This is a genomic window from Candidatus Microbacterium colombiense, from assembly GCA_029203165.1.
GTDB classification, from domain to species: domain Bacteria; phylum Actinomycetota; class Actinomycetes; order Actinomycetales; family Microbacteriaceae; genus Microbacterium; species Microbacterium colombiense.
This window is the reverse complement of record CP119308.1, coordinates 2,240,182-2,263,012: the sequence shown is the minus strand read 5'-3', so window position 1 is coordinate 2,263,012 and position 22,831 is coordinate 2,240,182. Positions and strand designations below refer to the sequence as shown.

At 68.1% G+C, this 22,831-nt stretch carries 18 protein-coding genes and 4 pseudogenes; 17 read left to right on the top strand and 5 right to left on the bottom strand.

The features are described from left to right. The first annotated feature begins 81 nt into the window (after positions 1-81). Both thrS and P0Y60_10910 read left to right on the top strand, forming a co-directional pair. The gene (thrS, locus tag P0Y60_10915) at positions 82-2,007 is read left to right on the top strand and encodes a threonine--tRNA ligase (GenBank protein WEK62902.1); all 1,926 of its coding nucleotides are present in this window, start codon (positions 82-84) and stop codon (positions 2,005-2,007) included. Beyond that, positions 2,004-2,543 carry an HIT domain-containing protein gene (locus tag P0Y60_10910; GenBank protein ID WEK59865.1) on the top strand — a complete coding sequence of 180 codons (540 nt, stop codon included), beginning with the start codon at positions 2,004-2,006 and terminating at the stop codon, positions 2,541-2,543. The genes thrS and P0Y60_10910 overlap by 4 nt, the downstream gene beginning before the upstream one ends. A 3-nt stretch (positions 2,544-2,546) precedes the next feature. Here the strand turns inward: P0Y60_10910 and pdxY are convergent, their stop codons facing one another. Both pdxY and P0Y60_10900 read right to left on the bottom strand, forming a co-directional pair. Then, complete coding sequence (gene pdxY, locus P0Y60_10905; protein WEK59864.1) at positions 2,547-3,398, bottom strand: pyridoxal kinase PdxY; 852 nt, start codon at positions 3,396-3,398, stop codon at positions 2,547-2,549. A gap of 46 nt (positions 3,399-3,444) precedes the next feature. Continuing rightward, a complete protein-coding gene (locus tag P0Y60_10900; GenBank protein ID WEK59863.1) occupies positions 3,445-4,752 on the bottom strand; it encodes an aminotransferase class I/II-fold pyridoxal phosphate-dependent enzyme in 1,308 nt (435 codons plus the stop codon). A gap of 115 nt (positions 4,753-4,867) precedes the next feature. Here P0Y60_10900 and P0Y60_10895 point away from each other — a divergent pair. The 3 pseudogenes from P0Y60_10895 (at position 4,868) to pdxT (ending at position 6,352) form a co-directional block, all read left to right on the top strand. Beyond that, a pseudogene (locus P0Y60_10895) lies at positions 4,868-5,461 on the top strand (pyridoxal 5'-phosphate synthase lyase subunit PdxS). Between the two features lie 40 nt (positions 5,462-5,501). After that, positions 5,502-5,603: pseudogene (locus tag P0Y60_10890) on the top strand (pyridoxal 5'-phosphate synthase lyase subunit PdxS). Between the two features lie 150 nt (positions 5,604-5,753). Beyond that, a pseudogene (gene pdxT, locus P0Y60_10885) lies at positions 5,754-6,352 on the top strand (pyridoxal 5'-phosphate synthase glutaminase subunit PdxT). Between the two features lie 16 nt (positions 6,353-6,368). Here pdxT and P0Y60_10880 read toward each other — a convergent pair. After that, on the bottom strand, positions 6,369-7,055 hold the full coding sequence (locus tag P0Y60_10880) for a PHB depolymerase family esterase (protein WEK59862.1): 687 nt from the start codon (positions 7,053-7,055) through the stop codon (positions 6,369-6,371). Positions 7,056-7,143: 88 nt separating this feature from the next. Between P0Y60_10880 and P0Y60_10875 the strand changes: the two genes are divergently transcribed. The 8 genes and pseudogenes from P0Y60_10875 to P0Y60_10840 all read left to right on the top strand — a co-directional run bounded on the left by P0Y60_10875 (position 7,144) and on the right by P0Y60_10840 (position 15,766). Continuing rightward, the gene (locus tag P0Y60_10875) at positions 7,144-7,905 is read left to right on the top strand and encodes a YebC/PmpR family DNA-binding transcriptional regulator (GenBank protein WEK59861.1); all 762 of its coding nucleotides are present in this window, start codon (positions 7,144-7,146) and stop codon (positions 7,903-7,905) included. 45 nt (positions 7,906-7,950) lie between these two features. Then, positions 7,951-8,533, top strand: a pseudogene (gene ruvC / locus P0Y60_10870) (crossover junction endodeoxyribonuclease RuvC). Positions 8,534-8,542: 9 nt separating this feature from the next. Then, positions 8,543-9,163: a Holliday junction branch migration protein RuvA gene (gene ruvA / locus P0Y60_10865; GenBank protein ID WEK59860.1), complete on the top strand. Its 621-nt coding sequence runs from the start codon at positions 8,543-8,545 to the stop codon at positions 9,161-9,163. Continuing rightward, positions 9,156-10,181: a Holliday junction branch migration DNA helicase RuvB gene (gene ruvB / locus P0Y60_10860; protein ID WEK59859.1), complete on the top strand. Its 1,026-nt coding sequence runs from the start codon at positions 9,156-9,158 to the stop codon at positions 10,179-10,181. Before ruvA ends, ruvB begins: the two co-directional genes overlap by 8 nt. A gap of 78 nt (positions 10,182-10,259) precedes the next feature. Further along, a complete protein-coding gene (locus P0Y60_10855; protein ID WEK62901.1) occupies positions 10,260-10,652 on the top strand; it encodes a preprotein translocase subunit YajC in 393 nt (130 codons plus the stop codon). Positions 10,653-10,708: 56 nt separating this feature from the next. Further along, positions 10,709-12,457, top strand: coding sequence for a protein translocase subunit SecD (secD, locus tag P0Y60_10850; protein WEK59858.1), 1,749 nt, complete (start codon positions 10,709-10,711; stop codon positions 12,455-12,457). Beyond that, entirely contained in the window at positions 12,457-13,446 is a 990-nt protein-coding gene (gene secF, locus P0Y60_10845; protein ID WEK59857.1) for a protein translocase subunit SecF, read from the top strand. Before secD ends, secF begins: the two co-directional genes overlap by 1 nt. Positions 13,447-13,513: 67 nt before the next feature. After that, entirely contained in the window at positions 13,514-15,766 is a 2,253-nt protein-coding gene (locus tag P0Y60_10840) for a bifunctional (p)ppGpp synthetase/guanosine-3',5'-bis(diphosphate) 3'-pyrophosphohydrolase (GenBank protein WEK59856.1), read from the top strand. On the opposite strand, the gene P0Y60_10835 is transcribed toward P0Y60_10840, so the two are convergent. Both P0Y60_10835 and P0Y60_10830 read right to left on the bottom strand, forming a co-directional pair. Next, entirely contained in the window at positions 15,753-16,304 is a 552-nt protein-coding gene (locus tag P0Y60_10835; protein WEK59855.1) for a hypothetical protein, read from the bottom strand. The two genes, P0Y60_10840 and P0Y60_10835, sit on opposite strands and share 14 nt — an antisense overlap. Before the next feature lie 63 nt (positions 16,305-16,367). Continuing rightward, positions 16,368-17,720, bottom strand: coding sequence for a DUF349 domain-containing protein (locus P0Y60_10830; protein WEK59854.1), 1,353 nt, complete (start codon positions 17,718-17,720; stop codon positions 16,368-16,370). 214 nt (positions 17,721-17,934) lie between these two features. On the opposite strand from P0Y60_10830, the gene nirB reads away from it, so the two are divergent. From nirB to P0Y60_10810, 4 genes are read left to right on the top strand one after another with little or no spacing between them, the layout of a single operon-like run. After that, positions 17,935-20,508, top strand: coding sequence for a nitrite reductase large subunit NirB (nirB, locus tag P0Y60_10825; GenBank protein ID WEK59853.1), 2,574 nt, complete (start codon positions 17,935-17,937; stop codon positions 20,506-20,508). Next, positions 20,505-20,879: a nitrite reductase small subunit NirD gene (gene nirD / locus P0Y60_10820; protein ID WEK59852.1), complete on the top strand. Its 375-nt coding sequence runs from the start codon at positions 20,505-20,507 to the stop codon at positions 20,877-20,879. Before nirB ends, nirD begins: the two co-directional genes overlap by 4 nt. Beyond that, positions 20,876-21,703, top strand: coding sequence for a uroporphyrinogen-III C-methyltransferase (gene cobA, locus P0Y60_10815; protein WEK59851.1), 828 nt, complete (start codon positions 20,876-20,878; stop codon positions 21,701-21,703). Before nirD ends, cobA begins: the two co-directional genes overlap by 4 nt. Further along, positions 21,700-22,827, top strand: coding sequence for a uroporphyrinogen-III synthase (locus P0Y60_10810; GenBank protein WEK59850.1), 1,128 nt, complete (start codon positions 21,700-21,702; stop codon positions 22,825-22,827). The genes cobA and P0Y60_10810 overlap by 4 nt, the downstream gene beginning before the upstream one ends. Positions 22,828-22,831: the final 4 nt, after the last annotated feature.

Genomic DNA, 22,831 nt, shown 5'->3' with positions numbered 1-22,831 from the left:
ACCCAGATGGAGTGATCAGTGCCTGAAAACGCCCAGCCGACAGACGGCTTCGCCCTGTTCTCTGACCGATCCGTCGTCGCCATGCGCGTCAACGGCATCCTCAAGGACCTCGCGACCACAGTGACCGACGCCGACGAGGTCGAGGCGGTCACGATCGACAGCCCCGACGGATTGAGCATCCTGCGCCACTCGACGGCGCACGTACTGGCTCAGGCGGTGCAGCGGATCAACCCGCAGGCGAACCTCGGCATCGGCCCGCCCATCACCGACGGCTTCTACTACGACTTCGGTGTCGAAGAGCCGTTCACGCCGGAGGATCTCAAGGCGATCACCAAGGAGATGCAGCGCATCGTCCGTGAGGGCCAGCGCTTCGTGCGTCGTGTCGTCAGCGATGATGAGGCACGCGCGGAGCTCGCCGACGAGCCGTTCAAGCTCGAGTTGATCGGCCTCAAGGGCGGCAGCGACGCGGCTGAAGGCGCCTCCGTCGAGGTCGGCGAGGGCGAGCTGACGATCTACGACAACACCACCCGTGACGGCGAGGTCGTCTGGAAGGACCTCTGCCGCGGACCGCACCTGCCCAGCACGCGGATGATCGGCAACGGCTGGGATCTCACCCGCATCGCCGCCGCCTACTGGCGCGGCAGTGAGAAGAACCCGCAGCTGCAGCGCATCTACGGCACGGCGTGGCCCACGAAGGACGAGCTGCGCGAGTACAAGGAGCGCCTCGCGGAGGCCGAACGCCGCGACCACCGCAAGCTCGGCAGCGAGATGGACCTGTTCTCGTTCCCCGACGAGATCGGTTCGGGACTCGCGGTGTTCCACCCCAAGGGCGGCATCATCCGCTACGAGATCGAGGAGAACCTGCGCCGGCATCTGCTGCGCAACGGCTACGACCTCGTCAACAGCCCGCACATCACGAAGAAGGATCTCTTCATGACGTCGGGTCACCTGCAGACATATGCCGACGGCATGTTCCCCCCGATGCACCTCGACGAGGCCGTCGACGAAGAGGGCAACATCACCCGCCAGGGCCAGGACTACTACCTGAAGCCCATGAACTGCCCGTTCCACAACCTGATCTTCCGCTCGCGCGGACGCTCGTACCGCGAGCTGCCCCTTCGTCTGGCGGAGTTCGGCACCGTGTACCGGTATGAGAAGAGCGGCACGCTCTCGGGCCTCACCCGCGTGCGTGGTCTGACGCAGGACGACGCGCACATCTACGTCGCACAGGATCAGGTCAAGGAGGAGCTCACCACCAACCTGAACCTCGTGCTCGACCTGCTGCGCGACTACGGGCTCAACGACTTCTACCTCGAACTCTCGACCAACGAAGTCGGCAACCCGAAGTTCCTCGGCGAGCCGGAACAGTGGTCGACGGCCATCGAGACGTTGCGTGAGGTCGCCGTCGAATCCGGGCTCGAACTCGTCGCAGACCCGGGAGGGGCGGCGTTCTACGGCCCCAAGATCTCCGTGCAGGCGCGCGACGCCATCGGTCGCACCTGGCAGATGTCGACGATCCAGCTCGACTTCAACCAGCCGGAGCGTTTCGAGCTCGAGTACACCGGCTCCGACGGGCAGAAGCACCGCCCCGTCATGATCCACCGCGCACTGCTGGGCTCCGTCGAGCGCTTCTTCGCGATCCTGCTCGAGCACTACGCCGGGGACTTCCCGCTCTGGCTGGCGCCGAGCCAGGTCGTGGGCGTGCCGGTCGCCGAGCAGTACGGCGACTACCTCGACGATGTCATCGGGCAGCTCCGCGCGGCCGGTGTGCGCGCCGACGTCGACCATGCCGATGACCGCATGCAGAAGAAGATCCGCAACCACACCACGGCGAAGGTTCCGCTCATCCTGATCGTGGGGGAGCAGGACCGCGCTGCCGGTACGGTCTCGTTCCGCTTCCGCGACGGTACGCAGGAGAACGGCGTGCCGGTGACGGATGCTGTGCGTCGGATCCGCGCCGCGATCGAGTCGCACGCACTCGTGCTGAAGGCAGGGGACCTGGCGTGACCGGAGCGGAGTCGGAGGACGGCGGTGTCTTCGCCGGCGTGCCCGACGAGTTCCAGCGACTGTGGACCCCGCATCGGATGGCGTACATCCAGGCGGGGCCGGAGCCGCTGCGCGAGGAGTGCCCGTTCTGCGAGGCTCCGAAGTTCCCGGATGCCGAGCGACTCGTCGTCGCGCGCGGGAAGACGGCGTATGTGCTGTTGAACCTGTTCCCGTACAACTCGGGTCACCTGCTGGTGTGCCCCTACCGGCACATCGCCACGTACGATCAGGCGACGCCGGAAGAGGTCGCCGAGATCGGCGCTCTGACCCAGATCGGGATGCGTGTGCTGCGCGAGGTGTCGCGCTGCGACGGCTTCAACCTCGGCATGAATCAGGGTGCGGTGGCCGGCGCCGGAGTCGACGGCCACCTGCACCAGCACGTGGTGCCGCGGTGGACGTCGGACGCAAACTTCTTCCCGATCATCGCCAAGACCAAGGCGCTCCCGCAGCTCCTCGGTGAGGTGCGGGAGGCCGTGGCCGGCGCCTGGCCGGAGTGACGCTCAGCGGACCTGACGCGCGGTGAACTGCATCTGCGGGTTCGCGTAGAACTCCTGCGCCTCGACCAGCAGCAGCTCGCGTTCCCCGGATTCGAGCGTCGCCTTGAGCAGGTCGTAGACGCTCGATGCCGTGCGCTCAAGCGCCGTCTTCGCGCTGCCCGTCTCGATGTAGTGCGCGGTGAAGAGGGCCGCGGTCACGTCGCCGGAGCCGTTCGCCTTCATCGGCAGGTGCGGGGTCTGCACGATCCACGCGCCCTGATCGTCCGCGGCCAGCATCTCGATCGTTCCCTCTTCGCGGTCGGGACGCTCGACACTCGTGACGAGCACCGTGCGCGGGCCCATCGCGTGCGCGAGGTCGACCGAGGCCAGCGTCGATTCGAGCGTGTCGGGCTCCGTGTCGGTGAGGAACCCGAGCTCGAACTGGTTCGGGGTGATGATGTCGGCCACGGGCACGACCTTCTCGCGCAGCAGCACGGGGATGGCCGGTGCGACGAAGCAGCCGGACTTGGCGTTGCCCATGACCGGGTCGCAGGCGTAGACGGCCGTCGGGTTGGCGGCCTTCACGCGCGCGACGGCATCGATGATCACGTCTCCGATGCCCTCGCCACCCTGGTAGCCGCTGAGGATCGCGTCGATCTGGCCGAAGACGCCGCGGTCCTCGATGCCGGTGATGACCTCACGCACGTCGTCCGGTGCGATCAGCGGGCCGCGCCACGCGCCATAGCCGGTGTGATTGGAGAAGTTCACGGTGTAGACCGGAAGCACCTCCACGCCGATGCGCTGCAGCGGGAAGACCGCTGCCGAGTTCCCGACGTGGCCGTACGCGACGGCGGACTGGATGGAGAGGATCTTCATCTCCCGATCCTTTCATTCAGGGCGCACTGCTGTGCGCGGCGGGGGATCATCGCACTGCCGCGACGAGGTCGGTGACGAGCGTGGCCGCATCGTCGTCGGAGAGATCATGCACCGTGAGTCGCAGGTGATGCGAGGGCTCCGCGCGATCACCGAGGGCGAAGTCATCGCCGGTGCGTGCGAGCCACCCGCGCCGCATGAGCCGTTCGGTGACCAGACGCGCGGGCTGGGGCAGTTCGATCCAGAGGCTGAGGCCCTCGGTCGCGGGGACGTCGATGCCGTGCTCGCGCAGCCGCGCGGTGAACGCGGCATTCCGCTCGGCGTAGTGCGTGCCGGCGGCGGTCACCTGGGCGGAGACGCCGGGATCCGTCAACTGCGCGAGCGTCAGCCGCTGCAGAAGGTGACTCACCCAGGTCGTGCCGGGGCTCAGCCGCATGGCGAGGCGGTCGGCGGTCTCCGGGTCGGTCGCTGCGATCGCGAGGCACATGTCGGGGCCGAGGAACTTCGACACGGAACGAATCAGGGCGTATCGACGGTGCTCCGGTCCGATCAGCGTCTCGTAGGGGCGCTGCGAGAGCATCGAGAAATGGTCGTCCTCGATCAGGAGCACGTAGGGATGGTCTGCGAGCACGGCGCGGAGTTCTGCGGCACGCCGCGCGGTGAGACTCGCCCCCGTGGGGTTCTGTGCACGTGGGGTGCAGATGATCGCACGAACGCCGGCGGCCAGGGCGGCTCGGAGACCCTCGACCGTCATCCCCTCGTGATCCACGGGAACGGGCACGGCTCGGTAGCCGCCGAGGCGCACGGTGTGGATGCTGGCGAGGAAGCACGGGTCTTCCAGGGCGACGGCATCGTCCCGGGTGAGCGCCTGAGCGAGAAGTCGTTCGACCGCGTCGACGGCGCCGCTCGTGATGGTGATGCGGAAGTCGGGGGTGCCGAGGTCGGGCGCGATCCACTCGCGCGCCCAGGCGTCGAGACCGCGGTCGATCACGGGTTCGCCGTAGAGGATGGGCCGTCCGGCGACGGTCGCGAGAGCGGGGGAGGGATCGGGGATCAACGCGGGGTCGGGGTTGCCCGTTCCGACATCGCGCAGCACGGTGTCCGAGGCGTAGCCCTCCTGTGCCACGGCATCCATCCCGGCGATGACGGTACCGGCACGACCACGGGACACGACCAGTCCTGCCTGGGCGAGCTGGCGGTAAGCGGCGACGGCGGTGTTGCGATTCACGCCCAGCGTCGCGGCCAGTTCCCGCACGGGAGGGAGAACACTGCCGGGACCGAGCACCCCGCGTTCGCGCAGTGCGCGCACGCTGTCGGCGATGTCTGCGGCTGTGGTTCCTCGGATGTCGTCGCTCATGTGTCCTCTCTTCCGATTCTAAGTCGTCCCGGACGGTGCTATCTTTTGACATAGATCAAACCTGAGATTGAACGGCGCAATGACCGCGCCCTTCAGGTCACCCGAGAGGAACGCCATGACCGTCACCGAACAGACCACCACAGGGTCCTCGCGCGTCAAGCGCGGCCTGGCCGAGATGCTCAAGGGCGGCGTCATCATGGACGTCGTCACCGCCGAGCAGGCCAAGATCGCCGAGGACGCCGGTGCCGTCGCCGTCATGGCGCTCGAGCGGGTACCCGCCGACATCCGCGCCCAGGGCGGCGTCTCGCGCATGAGCGACCCCGACATGATCGACAGCATCATCGCGTCGGTCTCGATCCCGGTGATGGCGAAGGCGCGCATCGGCCACTTCGTCGAGGCGCAGGTCCTGCAGGAGCTCGGCGTCGACTACATCGACGAGTCCGAGGTGCTCTCGCCCGCCGACTACGTGAACCACATCGACAAGTTCGGCTTCACCGTGCCGTTCGTCTGCGGCGCGACGAACCTCGGCGAGGCGCTGCGTCGCATCAACGAGGGCGCCGCGATGATCCGCTCGAAGGGCGAGGCCGGCACGGGCGACGTCTCCGAGGCCACCAAGCACATCCGCAAGATCCGCAGCGAGATCACGCGCTGCCTCGCTGCCGAAGGACGAGCTGTACGTCGCGGCCAAGGAACTGCAGGCTCCCTACGAGCTCGTCGCGGAGATCGCCGAGACCGGCAAGCTCCCCGTCGTGCTGTTCGTCGCCGGCGGCGTCGCCACCCCCGCGGATGCGGCGATGATGATGCAGCTCGGAGCCGACGGCGTGTTCGTCGGCTCGGGCATCTTCAAGTCGGGCAACCCGGCCGAGCGCGCCGCCGCGATCGTCAAGGCCACCACGTTCCACGACGACGCGAAGTCGTCGCCGAGGTGTCGCGCGGGCTGGGCGAGGCGATGGTCGGCATCAACGTGTCCGACCTCCCGGCCCCGCACCGCCTGTCCGAGCGTGGCTGGTAAGCCGCGGGTCGGAGTCCTCGCGCTGCAGGGCGACGTGCGTGAGCACGCCGTCCTGCTGGCGGAGCTCGGCGCCGACGTCGTGTCGGTCCGCCGACCCGAGGAACTCGCGAGCGTCGACGGTCTCGTGATCCCCGGCGGCGAATCCAGCGTGATCGACAAGCTGTCTCGTCTGTTCGGGATGCAGGAGCCGATCCGTGCGGCGATCGCCGCAGGAATGCCGATGCTGCGGCACATGCGCAGGGCTCATCCTGCTCGCCGACCGGCTCGTCGATGCGATCGACGGGCAGGAGTCGTTCGGCGGTCTGGACGTGACGGTGCGGCGCAACGCCTTCGGACGACAGGTCGAGTCGTTCGAGGCCGACCTCATCGTGCCGGCGTTCGGCGGCGGAGATGTGCACGCCGCGTTCATCCGTGGTCCGGTCGTGGAGAGCGTCGGGCCGGCGGCTTCCAGTCTTGGCCGCTCTGGATGACGGTCGGGTCGTCGCCGTCGAGCAGGGGGCACTGCTCGGACTGAGCTTCCACCCCGAGATCACAGGCGAGACGCGGTTCCATCGCCGATTCCTCGACCGGATCCCTGCGCGCATCTGACCCGTCGGCCGGAGCGTCAGGCCGGGCGCCGGTGGGAGAGCAGCCAGTCGTAGAGCTCGGGGTCGTCGTACGTCTCGGTCCAGGAGTCGTGGCCGACGCCCGGATACCGCGTGAACCGCACGTCGGCGTCGAGTGATCGGAGTTCGTCCACGATCTGCTCCGTGGCAGCGACCGGCACGACATCGTCGGCGTCGCCGTGGAACGCCCAGACGGGCAGGTGGCGGATCGGCGCGGCGCTCTGCAACCAGAGTCCGCCGCAGATCGGAGCGATCGCGGCGAACCGATCGGGATAGCGCACCGCCAGGCTCCACGTCCCGAATCCGCCCATGCTGAGTCCGGTCACCGACACGCGGTGCGGATCGACGCGGTGCTCCGCGACGACCTCGTCCAGCAGCACGGACAGCGTCGAGAGCTCCGTGACCCACTGACTCGACTCGGCGCACTGAGGCGTGACGAGGATGAAGGGGAACTCGTGACCGGCATCCGCCAGCATCGGCGGGCCGTGCAGTGCGGCGAGGTCGAGGTCGGAACCTCGCTCGCCCGCGCCGTGCAGGAACAGCACCAGTGGCCATCGCCTGCCCGGATCGGCGTCGTAGTCGTCGGGCAGATGGATCAGGTGCCGCAGGGTGTCGGCGGGGGCGGGTCCGTCATCGCGCACATCGGACGAGCGGTCGGCAGGGATGACATGTCGCGATCGGCGCATGCATCTATCCTGCGCTACTTGCGCCGTTCGTTAGAATGGACGATGCCCTGGGTTCGAGCTCCTGGGCGAATACGACGAGCGGAGACTTATGTCCGGGCATTCCAAGTGGGCCACCACGAAGCACAAGAAGGCCATCATCGACTCCAGGCGTGCCAAGTCCTGGGCCAAGCTCATCAAGAACATCGAGGTCGCCGCGAAGCTCGGCGGCGCTGATCTGGCCGGCAACCCGACGCTGTTCGACGCCGTTCAGAAGGCGAAGAAGACCTCCGTCCCGAAGGACAACATCGACCGCGCCGTCAAGCGCGGAGCCGGGATCGGCGGCGAGGCCGTCGAGTACACCTCGATCATGTACGAAGGCTACGGACCCAACGGCGTCGCCCTCATGATCGAGTGTCTGACCGACAACAAGAACCGCGCGGCCGCCGAGGTGCGCACCGCCCTCAGCCGCAACGGCGGCACGCTCGCCGACCCCGGCAGCGTCGCCTACAACTTCAGCCGCAAGGGCGTCATCGTCGTCGGCTCCGAGGGAACGAGCGAGGACGACGTCATGATGGCGGCGCTCGAGGCGGGCGCCGAGGAGATCGAGCCCCACGCCGAGGGCTTCGAGGTCATCACCGAGGCCACCGACCTGGTGGCCGTGCGCAGCGCGCTGCAGGAAGCGGGCATCGACTACGAATCGGCCGACGTCGAGTTCGTGCCGAACCTCAAGGTCGAGATCGACGCCGACACCGCTCGCAAGATCTTCCGCCTCATCGATGCTCTCGAAGACAGCGAAGACGTGCAGAACGTGTTCACGAACTTCGACCTGACCGCCGAGGTGCAGTCCGAGCTCGAGAACGACGACGCCTAGGCGCGCCGGACGCCCGCTGTCGGCGGCCCGGCCTAGCCTGGGGCGGTGACCTCCTCTCTGCGCGTTCTGGGCATCGACCCCGGTCTCACCCGGTGCGGGGTCGGCGTCGTCGACGTCGATCGCACGCGTCGGGGCACCCTGGTGCACGTCGGAGTGATCCGGTCGGCGCCCGAGGCCGAGATCGGTGATCGGCTGGCGATCGTCGCAGCCGGCATCCGTGAGGTCATCGCCGAGCATCCGCCCGGACGCCGTCGCCGTGGAGCGCGTGTTCGCCCAGCAGAACACGCATACGGTCATGGGCACGGCGCAGGCCAGCGGCGTGGCTCTCCTGATCGCCGCGGAGTCGGGCCTTCCGGCGGCGACGCACACGCCGAGCGAGGTCAAGGCGGCGGTGACCGGCTACGGATCCGCCGACAAGACGCAGGTGCAGGCGATGATCGCCCGCATCCTTCGCCTCGATGCGCCACCCCAGCCCGCGGATGCGGCCGACGCGCTCGCGATCGCTCTGTGCCATGCCTGGCGTGGGGGGAGCGCCGGTGCTCCCGGTGCCTCCGTGCTGACTCCGGCGCAACGTGCGTGGGCGGACGCCGAGCGTGTCGCTCGAACATACGTACGATCCACGCCGTAGGCTGAGGGGATGATCTCCTCCCTGCACGGCGTCGTCCTGCACACGACGTCCGATCAGGTCATCATCGAGGTCGGCGGCGTCGGCTTCTCGGTCGCGGTTCCCGCCGATGTCGCTCACATCGCGACGGTGGGCGAACGTCTCCTCCTCCATACGAGCCTGATCGTTCGCGAAGACGCGTTGTCGCTCTTCGGGTTCGCCGATCGCAGCGAGTTGGAGATCTTCGGACTGCTGATCAGCGTCACGGGCGTGGGACCGAAGTCCGCTCTGGGCGTTCTCTCGCACCTCACGGTGGACCAGATCGCCGAGGCCGTCACGGCGGAAGACGATGCCCCGTTCCGCCGCGTATCGGGAATCGGCCCCAAGACGGCGAAGCTGATCGTCGTGCAGTTGGCCGGCAAGGTGCATCGGGTGGCGCCGGCGTCCGCCGCACCCGCGACGGGTGCGAATGACGTGGTCTCGCAGGTCGCAGCTGCGCTGGTCGGCCTGGGCTGGTCCGAGAAGATCGCGACGGAGGCGGCGGCTCAGACCGCGAGTGAGGCGACGGATGCCGAGCGTGACTCCGTCGCTGCGCTGCTGCGGCGCACGCTCGCCCTGCTGGGGCCGGCGCAGGGGAGCCAGGCGCGTGTCTGACGCTCTCGATGCCACCGAGCCCGTGGATGACACCGAGCTCGCGATCGAGGGTGCTCTGCGCCCGTCGAGCCTCGGGGAGTTCGTGGGACAGCAGAAGGTGCGCGGTCAGCTGCAGCTCCTGCTCGACGCGGCCCGCATCCAGAGCCGACCCGCCGATCACATCCTGCTCGCGGGCCCCCCGGGGCTCGGCAAGACCACCCTGGCGATGATCGTCGCGCACGAGAGCGAGCGTCCGCTGCGCCTCTCGAGCGGACCCGCCATCCAGCACGCGGGCGACCTCGCCGCGCTGCTGTCCAGCCTCGTGCCGGGCGAAGTGCTCTTCATCGACGAGATCCACCGGATGGCTCGGTCCGCCGAGGAGATGCTCTACCTCGCGATGGAGGACTATCGGATCGACATCATGGTGGGCAAGGGTGCCGGCGCCACGAGCATCCCGCTGGAGCTCGCCCCGTTCACCCTGGTCGGCGCGACCACGCGTTCGGGGCTGCTGCCCAACCCCTTGCGCGACCGCTTCGGGTTCACGGGGCACCTCGAGTTCTACGAGGAGGCGGAACTCGAACAGGTCATCGCGCGATCCGCTTCCGTGCTCGGTGTCGAGCTGCCTCACGACTCTCTCTCCGAGATCGCTCGTCGCTCGCGGGGAACTCCCCGAATCGCCAACCGCCTGCTTCGCCGCGTGCGTGACTACGCGCTCGTGCACGGAGGAGGTGCCGCGACGATCACGGATGTGCGGGCCGCACTCGAACTCTACGACGTCGATCCGATCGGGCTCGACCGCCTCGATCGCGCGGTGCTGGAGGCTCTGGTGAGACGCTTCCGCGGAGGCCCTGTCGGGCTCAGCACGCTCGCTGTCGCCGTGGGAGAAGAGGGCGAGACCGTGGAGAGCGTCGTCGAGCCGTACCTCGTGCGGATCGGTTTCCTCGGGCGCACTCCCCGGGGCCGCGTGGCCATGCCGGAGGCGTATGCGCACCTCGGTGTGCCGCATCCCGACGGGACGCTTCGCCTGGATGACCTATAATCGCTGAAGACTTCCCGGATACCTCTGCGCGCCCAAACTCTGGAGTGCGCACCTGAGAAAGGCGCTGCACCCATGCCCATGGAATTCCTCCTCTTCGGTCTTCTCGCCGTCCTCCTCGTCTTCATGATCTTCAACACGCGCAAGCGCACGAAGCAGATGAAGAAGGACCAGGAGGAGAAGGCGACCAAGACCGTTCCCGGTGTGAAGGTGCTGCTGCAGGGTGGCATCTACGGCACGATCGTCGCGTACGACCCGGAAGACCTCGACACCCCGGCGCTCGTCGAGATCGCCCCCGGAACGATCATCGAGGTCCACAGCCAGGCGATCCTGCGCATCGTCGAGCCGAAGGACGTCATCGTCGATGAGGTCGTCGCCGACGACGTCGTCGCAGATGAGATCGAGGCCGCTCCCGCGGTCGAGACGACCGAGGAGACGCGCGCCCGTCTCGAGCGCGACGCAGACGACAAGTAGTCCACCGCCCCCGCGCGGTACCTCGGAACTCCGGCATCCCAGAAAGCTGAACACACGTGGCTTCATCTTCTCCCGTCCGTCATGCCTGGCGGGTCCTCCTCGGCCTGCTCCTCGTGACCGGCGTGCTGTTCGGCATCAACTCGCTCGGCGTCTACGTCTTCACCGACGACGAGGGTGCACCGGCGAGCTCCTGGGCGCCTGAGCTCGCGCTCGATCTCCAGGGCGGCACCCAGATCGTGCTCAGCGCCGAGACCGAGGACGGAGCCGATCCCACCCAGGAGCAGCTCGACCAGGCTGCGGCGATCATCCGTCAGCGCGTCGACGCTTCCGGTGTGGCCGAGGCCGACATCACCACCGAGGGCGGACGCAACATCGTCGTCCAGATCCCGGGACCGGCGGATGCGCAGACCCGTGAGCGGATCCAGTCGAGTGCGCAGCTCGAGTTCCGCGCGGTGCTGGCCACGACCGCCGCGTCCACCGAGTTCGTGGGGGAGGACGGCAACGCCACGCCGTACCCGAGCCCGGACCCGACGTTGGAATCGACGCCGTCGCCCGAGCCCACCGATGGCAGCGACCTCTCGTGGATCACGCCGAAGCTGCAGGCCGAATTCCTCGCGTACGACTGCACCAACTCCGAGAACGACGCCTCGAAGGGGCCACAGAACCAGCCGCTGATCGCGTGCGACGACACCGGTCAGGCGAAGTACCTGCTCGGGCCGACCGAGCTCACCGGCACGGCGATCGACGACGCGACGAGCGGCCGCGACCCCAAGTCGGGCGCGTGGCTGGTGCAGCTCACGATGAACCCCGACGGCGCAGACGCGTTCGGCAAGGTCAGCACCCGTCTGAACCAGAACCGCATCGACGGCCTCTCGCCGCGCGACCAGTTCGCGTTCGTGCTCGACGGCGTCGTGATCTCCGCACCCACGATGAACGGCGTCATCCTCGACGGTCGCCCCAGCATCTCGGGCAGCTTCACGCAGGAGACGGCGACCACTCTCGCCGATCAGCTGAAGTACGGCGCGCTGCCGCTCAGCTTCACCGTCCAGAGCTCCGACACGATCTCGGCCACCCTCGGCACGCAGCAGCTGCAGATCGGTCTGATCGCCGGCCTCATCGGTCTCGCGCTCGTGGCCATCTACTCGCTGATCGTCTACCGCGCACTCGGCACGGTGATCATCGCGTCGATCACGGTCATGGCGGTGCTGACCTACGTCATCATCTGCATCCTGGCGTGGCGCCTCGGCTTCCGCCTCTCGCTCGCCGGTGTCGCCGGACTGATCGTCTCGATCGGATTCACCGCCGACTCCTTCATCGTGTACTTCGAGCGAATACGAGATGAGCTGCGTGACGGCAAGTCGATCACCGCTGCCGTCGAGGACGGCTGGGGCCGCGCGAAGCGCACGATCTACATCTCCAAGTCGATCAACATCCTCGCCGCCGTGGTGCTCTACATCCTCGCCGATGCGACCGTGAAGGGCTTCGCGTTCACGCTCGGTCTCACGACCCTGATCGACGTCTTCATCTTCGTGATCTTCACGCACCCGGTGATGCAGCTGCTCGCACGCACGCGCTTCTTCGGCGGGGGACACAAGCTCTCCGGACTCGACCCCGAGTCTCTGGGGGCGGTCTACCGCAGTCGATCGAAGTACCGCGAGGTCGCGACGGCCTCCGTCGGACGAGAAGCGAGGAATGCCCGATCCCGTGGCGAAGCGGAGCGCCGTCAGACCATTGCGGAGCGCAAGCGAGCAGAATCTCTCGCGGGCGAAAAACAGACCAACGCCGGAAGTGAGGGAGACGCCTGATGCCTTCCATGAATGAGTTCGGCAACAACCTCTACTCGGGGAAGACCTCGTTCCCGTTCGTCGGCAAGCGACGTCTGTGGTTCATCATCGCGATCATCCTCGTCATCGGCTCGGCGCTCGTTCCGCTGATCCGTCCGATCCAGTTCTCGATCGAGTTCACGGGCGGTTCGCAGTTCACGGTGCAGGCACCGGACAGCCGCGACCAGGACACGGCGTCCGAAGCCGTGCGCTCGGTCGTTCCCGGTTCGGCCACCAAGGTCGTCATCGTCAACGACACCGACGTGCGGGTGCAGACCGACCAGATGAGCGAGAAGCAGACCCAGCAGGTCGCCGCAGCCCTCGCCGATGCCTACAAGGTCGAGCCCGAGAGCGTGACCTCGTCGTTCATCGGCCCGGCCTGGGGCGAGAACGTCACGCGTCAGTCGCTGTGGGGGCTCGCGATCTTCCTCGCCCTCACCTTCCTGATCCTCGCGATCTACTTCCGCACCTGGAAGATGTCGGCGGCCGCGATCATCGGTCTGCTCGACGTGCTCGTGATCACGGTCGGCGTGTACGCTCTGGCCGGCTTCGAGATCTCGCCGGCGGCGGTGATCGGATTCCTCACGATCCTGGCGTATTCGCTCTACGACACGACCGTCGTCTTCGACAAGGTCAGAGAGAACACCCTGGAGGACGGCGAGAAATCGTCACGCCTCTTCGGGGAGTCGGTCAACCTCGCGGTGAACCAGACCTTGGTGCGATCGATCAACACCTCGGTCGTGGCCGCGCTGCCGGTGGGTGCCGTGCTCTTCATCGGTGCGTTCTGGCTGGGCGCCGAGTCGCTCACCGACATCTCGCTGTCGATCTTCGTCGGCATCCTCGTCGCGACGTACTCGACGCTGTTCGTCGCTGCGCCTCTGTACTCGCTCTTCCGCGAGAACGAGCCGCACCTGAAGGAGCGCGACGCCCGTGTGCGCGCTGCCCGCGAGAAGGCGTCCGTCGAGGCCTGATCGTCCCCGCCTGCGGGGCCGATGCCCCGCAGGCACGCGTAGAATGTTGTAGTTCGGAGGTGAGTGGATGGCGGATACGCAGTCGTCTTCGCAGGGGTCCAGCCTGCGACGTCTGGTTCCCCGCATCTTCTCGCGCGCGTCGAGGGTCAACGACCTCGACAATCTGATCCGAACGGTCCGCGCCAACCACCCCAAGGGTGACTTCTCCGTCATCGAGCGCGCGTACGCGGTCGCCAAGGAGAAGCACACCGGGCAGCAGCGCCAGAGCGGCGAGCCGTACATCACGCACCCGCTCGCGGTGGCCCAGATCCTGGCCGAGCTCGGTCTCGGACCGCGGGCGATCGCCGCGGCGCTCCTGCACGACACCGTCGAGGACACCGGGTACGCCCTCACCGATCTGACGGCGGAGTTCGGCGACGAGGTCGCGATGCTCGTCGACGGGGTCACGAAGCTCGACAAGGTCAAGTACGGCGAGAGCGCCCAGGCCGAGACCGTCCGCAAGATGATCGTGGCGATGTCGAAGGACATCCGCGTGCTGCTGATCAAGCTGGCCGACCGTCTGCACAACGCCCGCACGTGGGGGTTCGTGCCTCCGGAGAAGGCGGCGAAGAAGGCCAAGGAGACGCTGGAGATCTACGCGCCGCTGGCCAACCGCCTCGGTATCCAGGCCATCAAATCCGAGCTCGAGGATCTGTCCTTCGCCGTCCTGCACCCCAAGATCTACAACGAGATCCACAGCCTGATCGCGCAGCGCACTCCACAGCGTGAGAAGTACCTGAACCAGGTGGTCGAGGAGATCGACGAGGATCTGCGCGATCTGCGCATCCGCGGCAAGGTGGTCGGCCGACCCAAGCAGCTGTACTCCGTGTATCAGAAGATGGTCATCCGCGGGCGCGAGTTCGACGACATCTACGACCTCATCGGCATCCGGGTGATGGTCGCATCGGTCCGCGACTGCTATGCCGTTCTCGGGGCCATCCACGCACGTTGGACGCCGCTTCCCGGGCGGTTCAAGGACTACATCGCCACGCCGAAGTTCAACCTGTACCAGTCGCTCCACACGACCGTCATCGGTCCGGCCGGGCGCACGGTCGAGATCCAGATCCGCACGCACGAGATGCACCAGCAGGCCGAATACGGTGTCGCGGCGCACTGGATGTACAAGGAGCGGATGAACGGCGGCGGCAAGACCGAGGTGCGCGCCGCCGACAACGACATGGCGTGGCTCGCCCACATCTCCGACTGGCAGGCGGAGACCGCGGATCCCGGTGAGTTCCTCGACTCGCTCCGATTCGAGATCGGTGCGAAGGAGGTCTACGTCTTCACGCCCAAGGGCCGCGTCGTCGGACTCCCCGCGAGCGCGACGCCGGTCGACTTCGCCTACGCCGTGCACACCGAGATCGGGCATCGCACGATGGGTGCCAAGGTCAACGGGCGGCTGGTGCCGCTGGAGTCGGAGCTCAAGAGCGGCGACGTCGTCGAGGTCTTCACCTCGAAGAACCCGGATGCCGGTCCCAGCCAGGACTGGCTCGGATTCGTCGCGAGCACGCGCGCACGCAACAAGATCCGCGGATGGTTCACGAAGGAGCGCCGCGAAGAGGCGATCGAGCAGGGCAAGGAGGCGATCGCTCGTGCGATGCGTCGCCAGAATCTGCCCCTCCAGCGCTTGATGAGCCAGGACTCCTTCGCCGAAGTCGCTCACCAACTCCACTACGAAGACGTCTCCGCGCTGTACGCCGCGGTAGGCGAAGGGCATGTCTCCACGCAGTCCGTGCTGGAGAAGGTCACGGCTCTGGTCGCCGCGAACGATCCGACGACGGGTGCGATCGATCTGCCCGGCAGCGTGCCCACTCGCGAACCGCGCGCCGGCGATTCCGGAGTGCTCGTGCGCGGCGCATCGGACATCCTGGTCAAGGTGGCCAAGTGCTGCACCCCTGTGCCGGGCGATGAGATCGTCGGGTTCGTCACGCGGGGGAGCGGCGTCTCGGTGCACCGTGCGGACTGCGTGAACGTGAAGGCGCTCGGCGGCGAGAAGGAACGGTTCGTCGAGGTGTCGTGGGCGCCGACGACCAAGAGCGTCTTCCGCGTGCAGATCCAGGTCGAGGCACTCGACCGTTCGGGCCTGCTCTCCGACGTGACGCGGGTGCTCAGCGAGCATCACGTCAACATCCTCTCGGCGACGGTCAACACCAACGATGAGCGACTGGCCCTCAGCCGGTTCGTCTTCGAGATGGGCGATGCGGTGCACCTCGATCGGGTGCTCAATGCCGTGCGCCGTATCGATGCGGTCTACGACGTGTACCGCGTCACCTCCTCCTGAGGGCGATCCGATCCAGAGTCTCGCGCGCGAGACGACTCCCGGGAACGCGGCTCCACGAATTCAGGATGTCCGCGCTCGCGCTCACCGTCTCGGGCAGTACGTCGGCCAATCGATCGATCCACTCGCCCAGTCGCGGGTCTCGATGCAGCCCCAGAGCCAGATCGAGCATCGTCCGCACCGGGGCACACACCGCGATTCCGCCGAGGTGCTGCACATCGCGCGGATCGAGAACGGCGTCGTGGAAGACCAGACGGCCGTTGATCGCCGGGCGTACACGTCGTGTGATGGCACGCCGGATGTGATGCACGCCCGGAGGCTCGCTGCCCGCGCCATGGATCCACGCTGCCGTCGGGCCCGCCGCGGCGGTTCCGGGCTGCACGAGGAGCCGGAGCGAACTGGCGCGCACATCGGCGTCCTCGATGACGTCAGCGGGGATGAAGGCATCACCGACCGCGACGACGTGCCCGTCGATCCGGGCCGCGCTCAGCTCGGTCAGACTCAACTGCCGACCGGGCAGATACAGAAGCGCGGGGTGCATCACGCCAGTGTGGCGTAGTGCACCCCGCGCTCGAGGTCGTGCGGGAGAGCTGTGGAGAACGGATCAGCCGCCGAGGGCGTTCAGCCAGGCGCGGCGTGCCTCGAGAGCATCCGCCGCAGCCTTGACGGCCTTCTTGTCGCCCGACTTCTCGGCCGCAGCCAACTCCGACTCGAGCTTCTCGATGGCCTCGAGGAGCTGCGTGCTCATGTCGTTCGCGCGCGCCTTCGTCTCGGGATTGTTCTTCTTCCAGTCGACTTCTTCGCGCGCCTTCAGAGCCTGCTCCACGACGCGGAGGCGGTCATCGAGCGCCCGCTCCTTCTCGCGGGGGAACACGCGACCGAGCTCGTCCCACTGGCGCTGGATGCCGGTGAGCAGCGCACGAGCACGCTTGATGTTGGACTCGTCGGCGACAGCCTTGGCCTCTTCGAGAAGCGCCTGGCGGGCCTCGATCTTCGGAGCCGAATCGGCCTCCTCCGCGGCGGACTGCTCCGCGCGTGCAGCGTAGAGCGCATCGCCGGCTGCCTTGAAGCGGGCCCAGAGAGCGTCATCCGCCTTGCGCCCGGCGCGGCCGGCCGCCTTCCACTCGTCGAGCAGCGTGCGGTAGGCGGGGATGCCGTCGATGCCGCGCGGGGCGAGAGCCTCCGCGCGCTCGACGAGACGGGTCTTCGCGTCGCGAGCTGCCTTGTGGGTGTCGTCGAGTTCCGAGTAGAACGCACGACGCTGCTTGTCGACGATCGCGCGCGCGTCGCGGAAACGCTTCCACAGCTGCTGCGAGATCCCCTTCGACAGGCGAGGTCCGCTCTGCTGCTGGGCCTGCCAGGCGTCGAACAGCTCACCGAGTTCTGCGGTGACCTGCTTCCACTGCACCTTGCTGAGATCACGGGCCGCGATGGCCTCCGCACGCTCGACGAGCACGGTGCGCTCGGCGATCGCCTGATCGACCAGCTCCTTGGCCTGCTGCGCTTCCTGTGCCGTGGCCTCGGAGAGTGACGAGGTGAGGGTGTTCAGACGGTCGCGCAGCCCGGCGAGGTCGCCGACTGCGGCGGCATCCGTGGCCTCGACCAGCACGTGGCCGGCCTGCTTGGCGAGATCGCTGGCGGTCGCTCCACCGGCCTGGTGGCGCTGCTCGAGCGCGTGCACCTTGAAGGCGATGTCATCGAACTTGCGCACGAAGTAGGCGAGCGCCTCCTCGGGCGTGCCGTCCGGGTACTGGCCGACGACGCGCCAGTCGTCGCCTTCCTTGACCTCGACGGTGCCGTCATCGGCGACCCGGCCCCATTTCGCCGCGTCGGCATTCACGGGGGCGGAGGGCACAGCGGGTGCGACGGCCGCGGGGTTCGGCACCTTGCGCGGCATGGGAACAGCCGGGGGTGCGGGAACAGGCGGAGTCGGCTTCGAGGGATCGGTGGCAGACACAGTGATTCTCCTTGCGCGGTAGGGCCGCGGGAGGCGGAAGGGACGAGGTTCAGCCTAGTACGACCGCACCCTCGGAGTGGGGACGAGGACTTCACAACGGCGTTACCGATCTGTGAGGAGAAAGTTCGACGCAGGAAACATGCAGCGTCCTGTTCGAGAAACACGCCGCTCCTATCGTCGCCAACACGTCACTTCCCCCGTCGACAGGAGTCTCATGCACGCTGACATCCCCCAGGAGATCCTGATCGTCGGAGCAGGAATGGTGGCGCATCGCCTGGTGGAGAGCCTGCTGAGCCGTGCGGGCTCAGACCTCCGGGTCACGGTGATCGGCGACGAGGACCGTCATCCGTACGATCGCGTGGGGCTGACCGGGTTCTTCTCGGGGGCCACGCCCGAAGACCTCACGTTGGACCGCTCGGTCTTCGACGATGACCGGGTGCAGCTGGTGCCGAACGACCGCGTGCTCCGCATCGATCGTGCCGCGCGCACCGTGACGACCCGCTCCCGGCGCACGTTCGACTACGACACCCTGGTGCTCGCCACCGGCTCGTACGCGGCGCGCGTGGCGGTCGACGGTGCCGATCTGCCGGGGTGCTTCGTCTACCGCACTCTCGACGATGTCGAAGCGCTCCGAGGCTTCGTGCAGGAGCGGTCGGAGATGCTCGGGCGACAGCTGCGCGGAGCGGTGATCGGTGGTGGTCTGCTCGGGCTCGAAGCAGCCGGCGCCCTGCAGGATCTGAACGTCGACACGACGGTCGTGCAGTACTCCGATCGGCTGATGTCCGCTCAGCTCGATGCTGCCGGCGGCGGCATGCTGAGGCGGCTTCTCGAAGCGCGTGGGATCACGGTGCGCACCGATTCGCGCACCACCCGTCTCGATCCGGACGAGTCGGGTGCCGTCACGGCGCTCGAGTTCCAGGACGGGTCCTTCGAGCGGGCGGACGTGGTCGTCTTCACGGTGGGTGTCCGCCCCCGGGACGAGCTGGCGCGCAATGCAAGCCTCGAGGTGCACCCCCGCGGCGGCGTGATCATCGACGAGCGCTGTGTCACGTCCGACTCCGACATCCTGGCGATCGGAGAGGTGGCCAACTACGAGGACCGCTGCGTCGGACTGGTCGCTCCCGGCTACGCCATGGCGGAGGTGGTGGCCACCCGCATTCTCGGCGGCGACGCCAGCTTCCCGGGCTATGACGAATCGGCCAAGCTCAAGCTGTCCGGGGTCGACGTCGCGAGCTTCGGCGATGCGATGGCCCGCACCCCGCACGCGCTGGATGTGGTCTACGCCGATCCGGTCGCCGGCGTCTACAAGAAGCTGGTGCTCTCTGACGACGCCCAGGTGCTCCTGGGCGTCATCCTGGTCGGCGATGCCTCCGCCTACGGCGCTTTGCGCCCGCTCGTCGGCACCCGACTCGGTGCGGATCCTGCGGCATACCTGCTTCCCGCGGGCGGCAACGAGGCGCCGGGAGGCGATCTTCCGGATGAGGCGGTCGTGTGCTCCTGCTCGAACGTCACGGCCGGTCGTATCCGCAGCGCCGTGCACGATGACGGATGCCGCGATGCCGGCGCCGTGAAGGCCTGCACGAAGGCGGGCGCGACCTGCGGGTCCTGCGTGCTGATGGTCAAGAAGATCGTCTCCACCGAGCTCACCGCGCTCGGCGAGACGGTGTCGCAGGCGCTGTGCGAACACTTCGAGATGTCGCGCCGTCAGCTCTTCGATGCGATCCGCGTCGCGGAGCTCTCGACCTTCAGCTCGATCATCGAGAGGTTCGGCATCGGCCGTGGATGCGACGTCTGCAAACCGGCGATCGCGAGCATCCTCTCCGTGCTGGTCGGTGATCACGTTCTCGACGGCGAGAACGCGGCACTGCAGGACACGAACGATCACGTGATGGCCAACATGCAGAAGGACGGCACGTACTCGGTCGTGCCCCGCATGCCCGGTGGCGAGGTGACTCCCGACGGCCTGCTCGCGATCGGTCAGGTGGCCAAGGACTTCGCGCTCTACACGAAGATCACGGGCGGACAGCGGATCGACATGTTCGGCGCCCGCCTCGAACAGCTGCCGCAGATCTGGGCGCGGCTGGTCGACGCGGGTTTCGAGTCGGGGCATGCGTACGGCAAGTCGTTGCGCACGGTGAAGTCGTGCGTGGGCTCCACATGGTGCCGGTTCGGTGTGCTGGACGCCGTCGGCATGGCCGTCACGCTGGAGCTGCGGTATCGGGGACTCCGGGCACCGCACAAGCTCAAGCTGGGCGTCTCGGGATGCGCCAGGGAGTGCGCGGAGGCGCGGTCGAAAGATGTCGGGGTCATCGCCACCGAGAACGGATGGAACATGTACGTCGGCGGGAACGGCGGCTTCACTCCGCGGCACGCCGAGCTCTTCGCCTCCGGGCTGGATGACGCCGGGCTGATCCGCGCGATCGACCGCTTCTTCATGTACTACATCCGCACGGCCGACCGACTGCAGCGCACGGCGCCGTGGTGTGCCGAGATCGAGGGCGGCCTGGACGGGCTCCGCGCGGTGATCTTCGACGACACTCTGGGGATCTGCGACGACCTCGATGAGGCCATGCGCACGCACGTCGAGCGATACGAGGACGAGTGGGCGGCGACGCTGCGCGATCCCGAGAAGCTCCGCAGATTCGAGTCGTTCGTCAATGCCGTGGACACGCCCGATCCTTCGCTCGCCTTCGTGGCGGAGCGCGGGCAGATCAGGCCGGCGACGCCGCAGGAGCGCGGCAGCGGCTCCGTGCTCATCGCCGGGACAGCTCTGGAGGTGCGTCGATGATCGGCTCGACGGCCACGGCGAGCGCAACGCGTGTGCGGGTGTGCGCGGTCGCCGATCTCGAGGTGGAGCGCGGCCGGGCCGCCCTGTTCGGTGACGTGCAGATCGCGCTGTTCCTGCTCGCGGACGGACAGGTGCACGCCGTGTCGAACCTCGATCCGTACAGCGGCGCCCATGTCATCTCCCGTGGCATCGTCGGAACCCGCGGTGAGGCGCCCACGGTGGCCTCGCCGCTGCACAAGCAGGTGTTCGACCTCCGCACCGGGCGCTGCCTCGATACGCAGGGCAAGCGCGACGAAGCGTTGCGCGTGTGGCCGACGACGGTGCTCGACGGCTCGGTGTTCCTCGACCTGGCCGCGGGGGAGCAGCCGTGATCAGCGCTCGGGGCCTCCTCGGCCACTGGTGGAGTGCTCCGGCGGGTCAGCGTCCGGAGACGGGCGCGGGAATCGGTCGCGTCGACCTGATCGGTGGCGGTCCCGGGCCTGCAGACCTCATGACCATGCGGGCGCACCGGCTGCTCGCACAGGCGGACGTGGTCGTCGTCGACCGGCTGGGACCCGCGGAGGAGCTCCGAGCCGGTCTCGCGCCGCACGTGCTCGTCATCGACGTCGGCAAGAGTCCGGGGCATCACCCCGTACCGCAGACTGAGATCAACGCGCTGCTGGTGTCACATGCCAGGGCGGGCAAACGGGTCGTCCGTCTGAAGGGTGGGGATCCGTTCGTCTTCGGTCGCGGCGGAGAAGAGGTGATCGCCTGCGAGGCCGCCGGCGTACCCGTGACGGTGACGCCCGGGGTGAGCAGCGCGATCGCCGTGCCCCAGGCCGCCGGCATCCCGGTGACGCATCGCGGCATGGCGACGGCGCTGCACGTCGTCAACGGGCACAGCCCGCTCTCGGCCAGCGCCCTGGCATCTCTCGTGGATCCCGAGGTCACCACGATCGTGTTGATGGGCGTCACGATGCTCCCGCGCATCGTCGCGGCCGGGCTCGCGTTCGGAGCACGCGCGGACCTGCCCGCGGCCGTCATCGAGAACGGGCACTCTGCTCAGCAGCGGACCATCCGCAGCACGCTCGGTCGCCTCGCCGTCGACGCGGCAGCGGCGCGCGTGACGAATCCGGCGGTGATCGTGATCGGCGAGGTGGCGCGTGACGGGCTGTTGCTCCCGGCCCCCGAGCAGTTCGCCGCGAGCCTCGCGTGACCGGTCCGGGAGTCCTCGACGCGGCACTCGCCGGCTGCGCGATCGTCGTCGCCGCCGATCGGAGATCCGTCGATCTCGCGACCGCGCTGGAGCGGCGCGGGGCGTCGGTGCATCGTGCACCCGCTCTCAGCATCGTCGCGAATGCGGACGACACCGAGCTGCTCGCGCGCACCGCACGATTGATCTCCGCTCCGCCCGACATCGTGGTCGTGACCACCGGGGTCGGCTTCCGCGGGTGGATGGATGCCGCGCACGAGCATGGGCTCGACCAGGATCTCGACCGGGCGTTGCGCGATGCGCATTTCGTCGCCCGGGGGCCCAAGGCGCACGGTGCCATCCAGCAGGCCGGGTTCACGGCGGACTGGGTGGCGCAGTCCGAGACCTCGGCCGAGGTCGGCGAATATCTCCTGGCGTCCGGAGTCGCGGGCAAGCGCATCGTGGTGCAGCATCACGGAGCCGGCTCCGACGGGCTGGACGACTTGCTCGCCGCTGCCGGCGCTGACGTGCTGAGCGTCACCGTGTACCGCTGGGGGCCGCCCCCGGATCCCGAGGTCGTGCGGCGTTCGACGCTCCAGGCCGGAGCGGGTGAGGTCGACGCCGTGCTGTTCACCTCGGCCCCCGGCGCGGCATCGTGGCTGGCCGTCGCGGCATCGGCGGGAGCGCTCGACGGGATCCGCCGCCGAGCGTCCACGGGTCGCCTCCTTCTCGCGGCCGTCGGGCCCATCACCGCGGCTCCGCTCCGTGAGGAGCAGCTGCAGACGGTCATCGCCGACCGTGGCCGGCTCGGCTCTCTGGCGCGCTGCGTGATCGCTCACTTCGGCGGGGGACGGGCACCGTGGGTGCGCACAGACCTCGGCAGGCTCGAGGTGCGAAGCGGCGGCGCACTGATCGACGGACGTTTCGTGCCGCTCTCTCGCACCTCCGCCGGCCTTCTGGAAGCGCTGTTCGCCGCTGAGGGACGCGTGCTCTCGCGCACCGACATCGCCCGGGTCCTGCCGGGTGCCGAGCGTAACGGCCATGCGGTGGAGGTCGCGGTCGCCCGTTTGCGCGAATCACTCTCCGGTGCCGAGCTCGTGCAGACCGTGGTGAAGCGGGGCTACCGGCTCGCGGTCGCGGAGGACTGATCGG

Bases quoted from the DNA above. Each gene is read 5' to 3' on its own strand.
- P0Y60_10875 (WEK59861.1), top strand. From the start codon at position 7,144: ATGTCCGGGCATTCCAAGTGGGCCACCACGAAGCACAAGAAGGCCATC.
- P0Y60_10900 (WEK59863.1), bottom strand. From the start codon at position 4,752: ATGAGCGACGACATCCGAGGAACCACAGCCGCAGACATCGCCGACAGC.
- nirB (WEK59853.1), top strand. From the start codon at position 17,935: ATGCACGCTGACATCCCCCAGGAGATCCTGATCGTCGGAGCAGGAATG.
- secF (WEK59857.1), top strand. From the start codon at position 12,457: ATGCCTTCCATGAATGAGTTCGGCAACAACCTCTACTCGGGGAAGACC.
- P0Y60_10880 (WEK59862.1), bottom strand. From the start codon at position 7,055: ATGCGCCGATCGCGACATGTCATCCCTGCCGACCGCTCGTCCGATGTG.
- pdxY (WEK59864.1), bottom strand. From the start codon at position 3,398: ATGAAGATCCTCTCCATCCAGTCCGCCGTCGCGTACGGCCACGTCGGG.
- ruvA (WEK59860.1), top strand. From the start codon at position 8,543: ATGATCTCCTCCCTGCACGGCGTCGTCCTGCACACGACGTCCGATCAG.
- thrS (WEK62902.1), top strand. From the start codon at position 82: ATGCGCGTCAACGGCATCCTCAAGGACCTCGCGACCACAGTGACCGAC.
- nirD (WEK59852.1), top strand. From the start codon at position 20,505: ATGATCGGCTCGACGGCCACGGCGAGCGCAACGCGTGTGCGGGTGTGC.
- P0Y60_10855 (WEK62901.1), top strand. From the start codon at position 10,260: ATGGAATTCCTCCTCTTCGGTCTTCTCGCCGTCCTCCTCGTCTTCATG.
- P0Y60_10840 (WEK59856.1), top strand. From the start codon at position 13,514: ATGGCGGATACGCAGTCGTCTTCGCAGGGGTCCAGCCTGCGACGTCTG.
- P0Y60_10835 (WEK59855.1), bottom strand. From the start codon at position 16,304: ATGCACCCCGCGCTTCTGTATCTGCCCGGTCGGCAGTTGAGTCTGACC.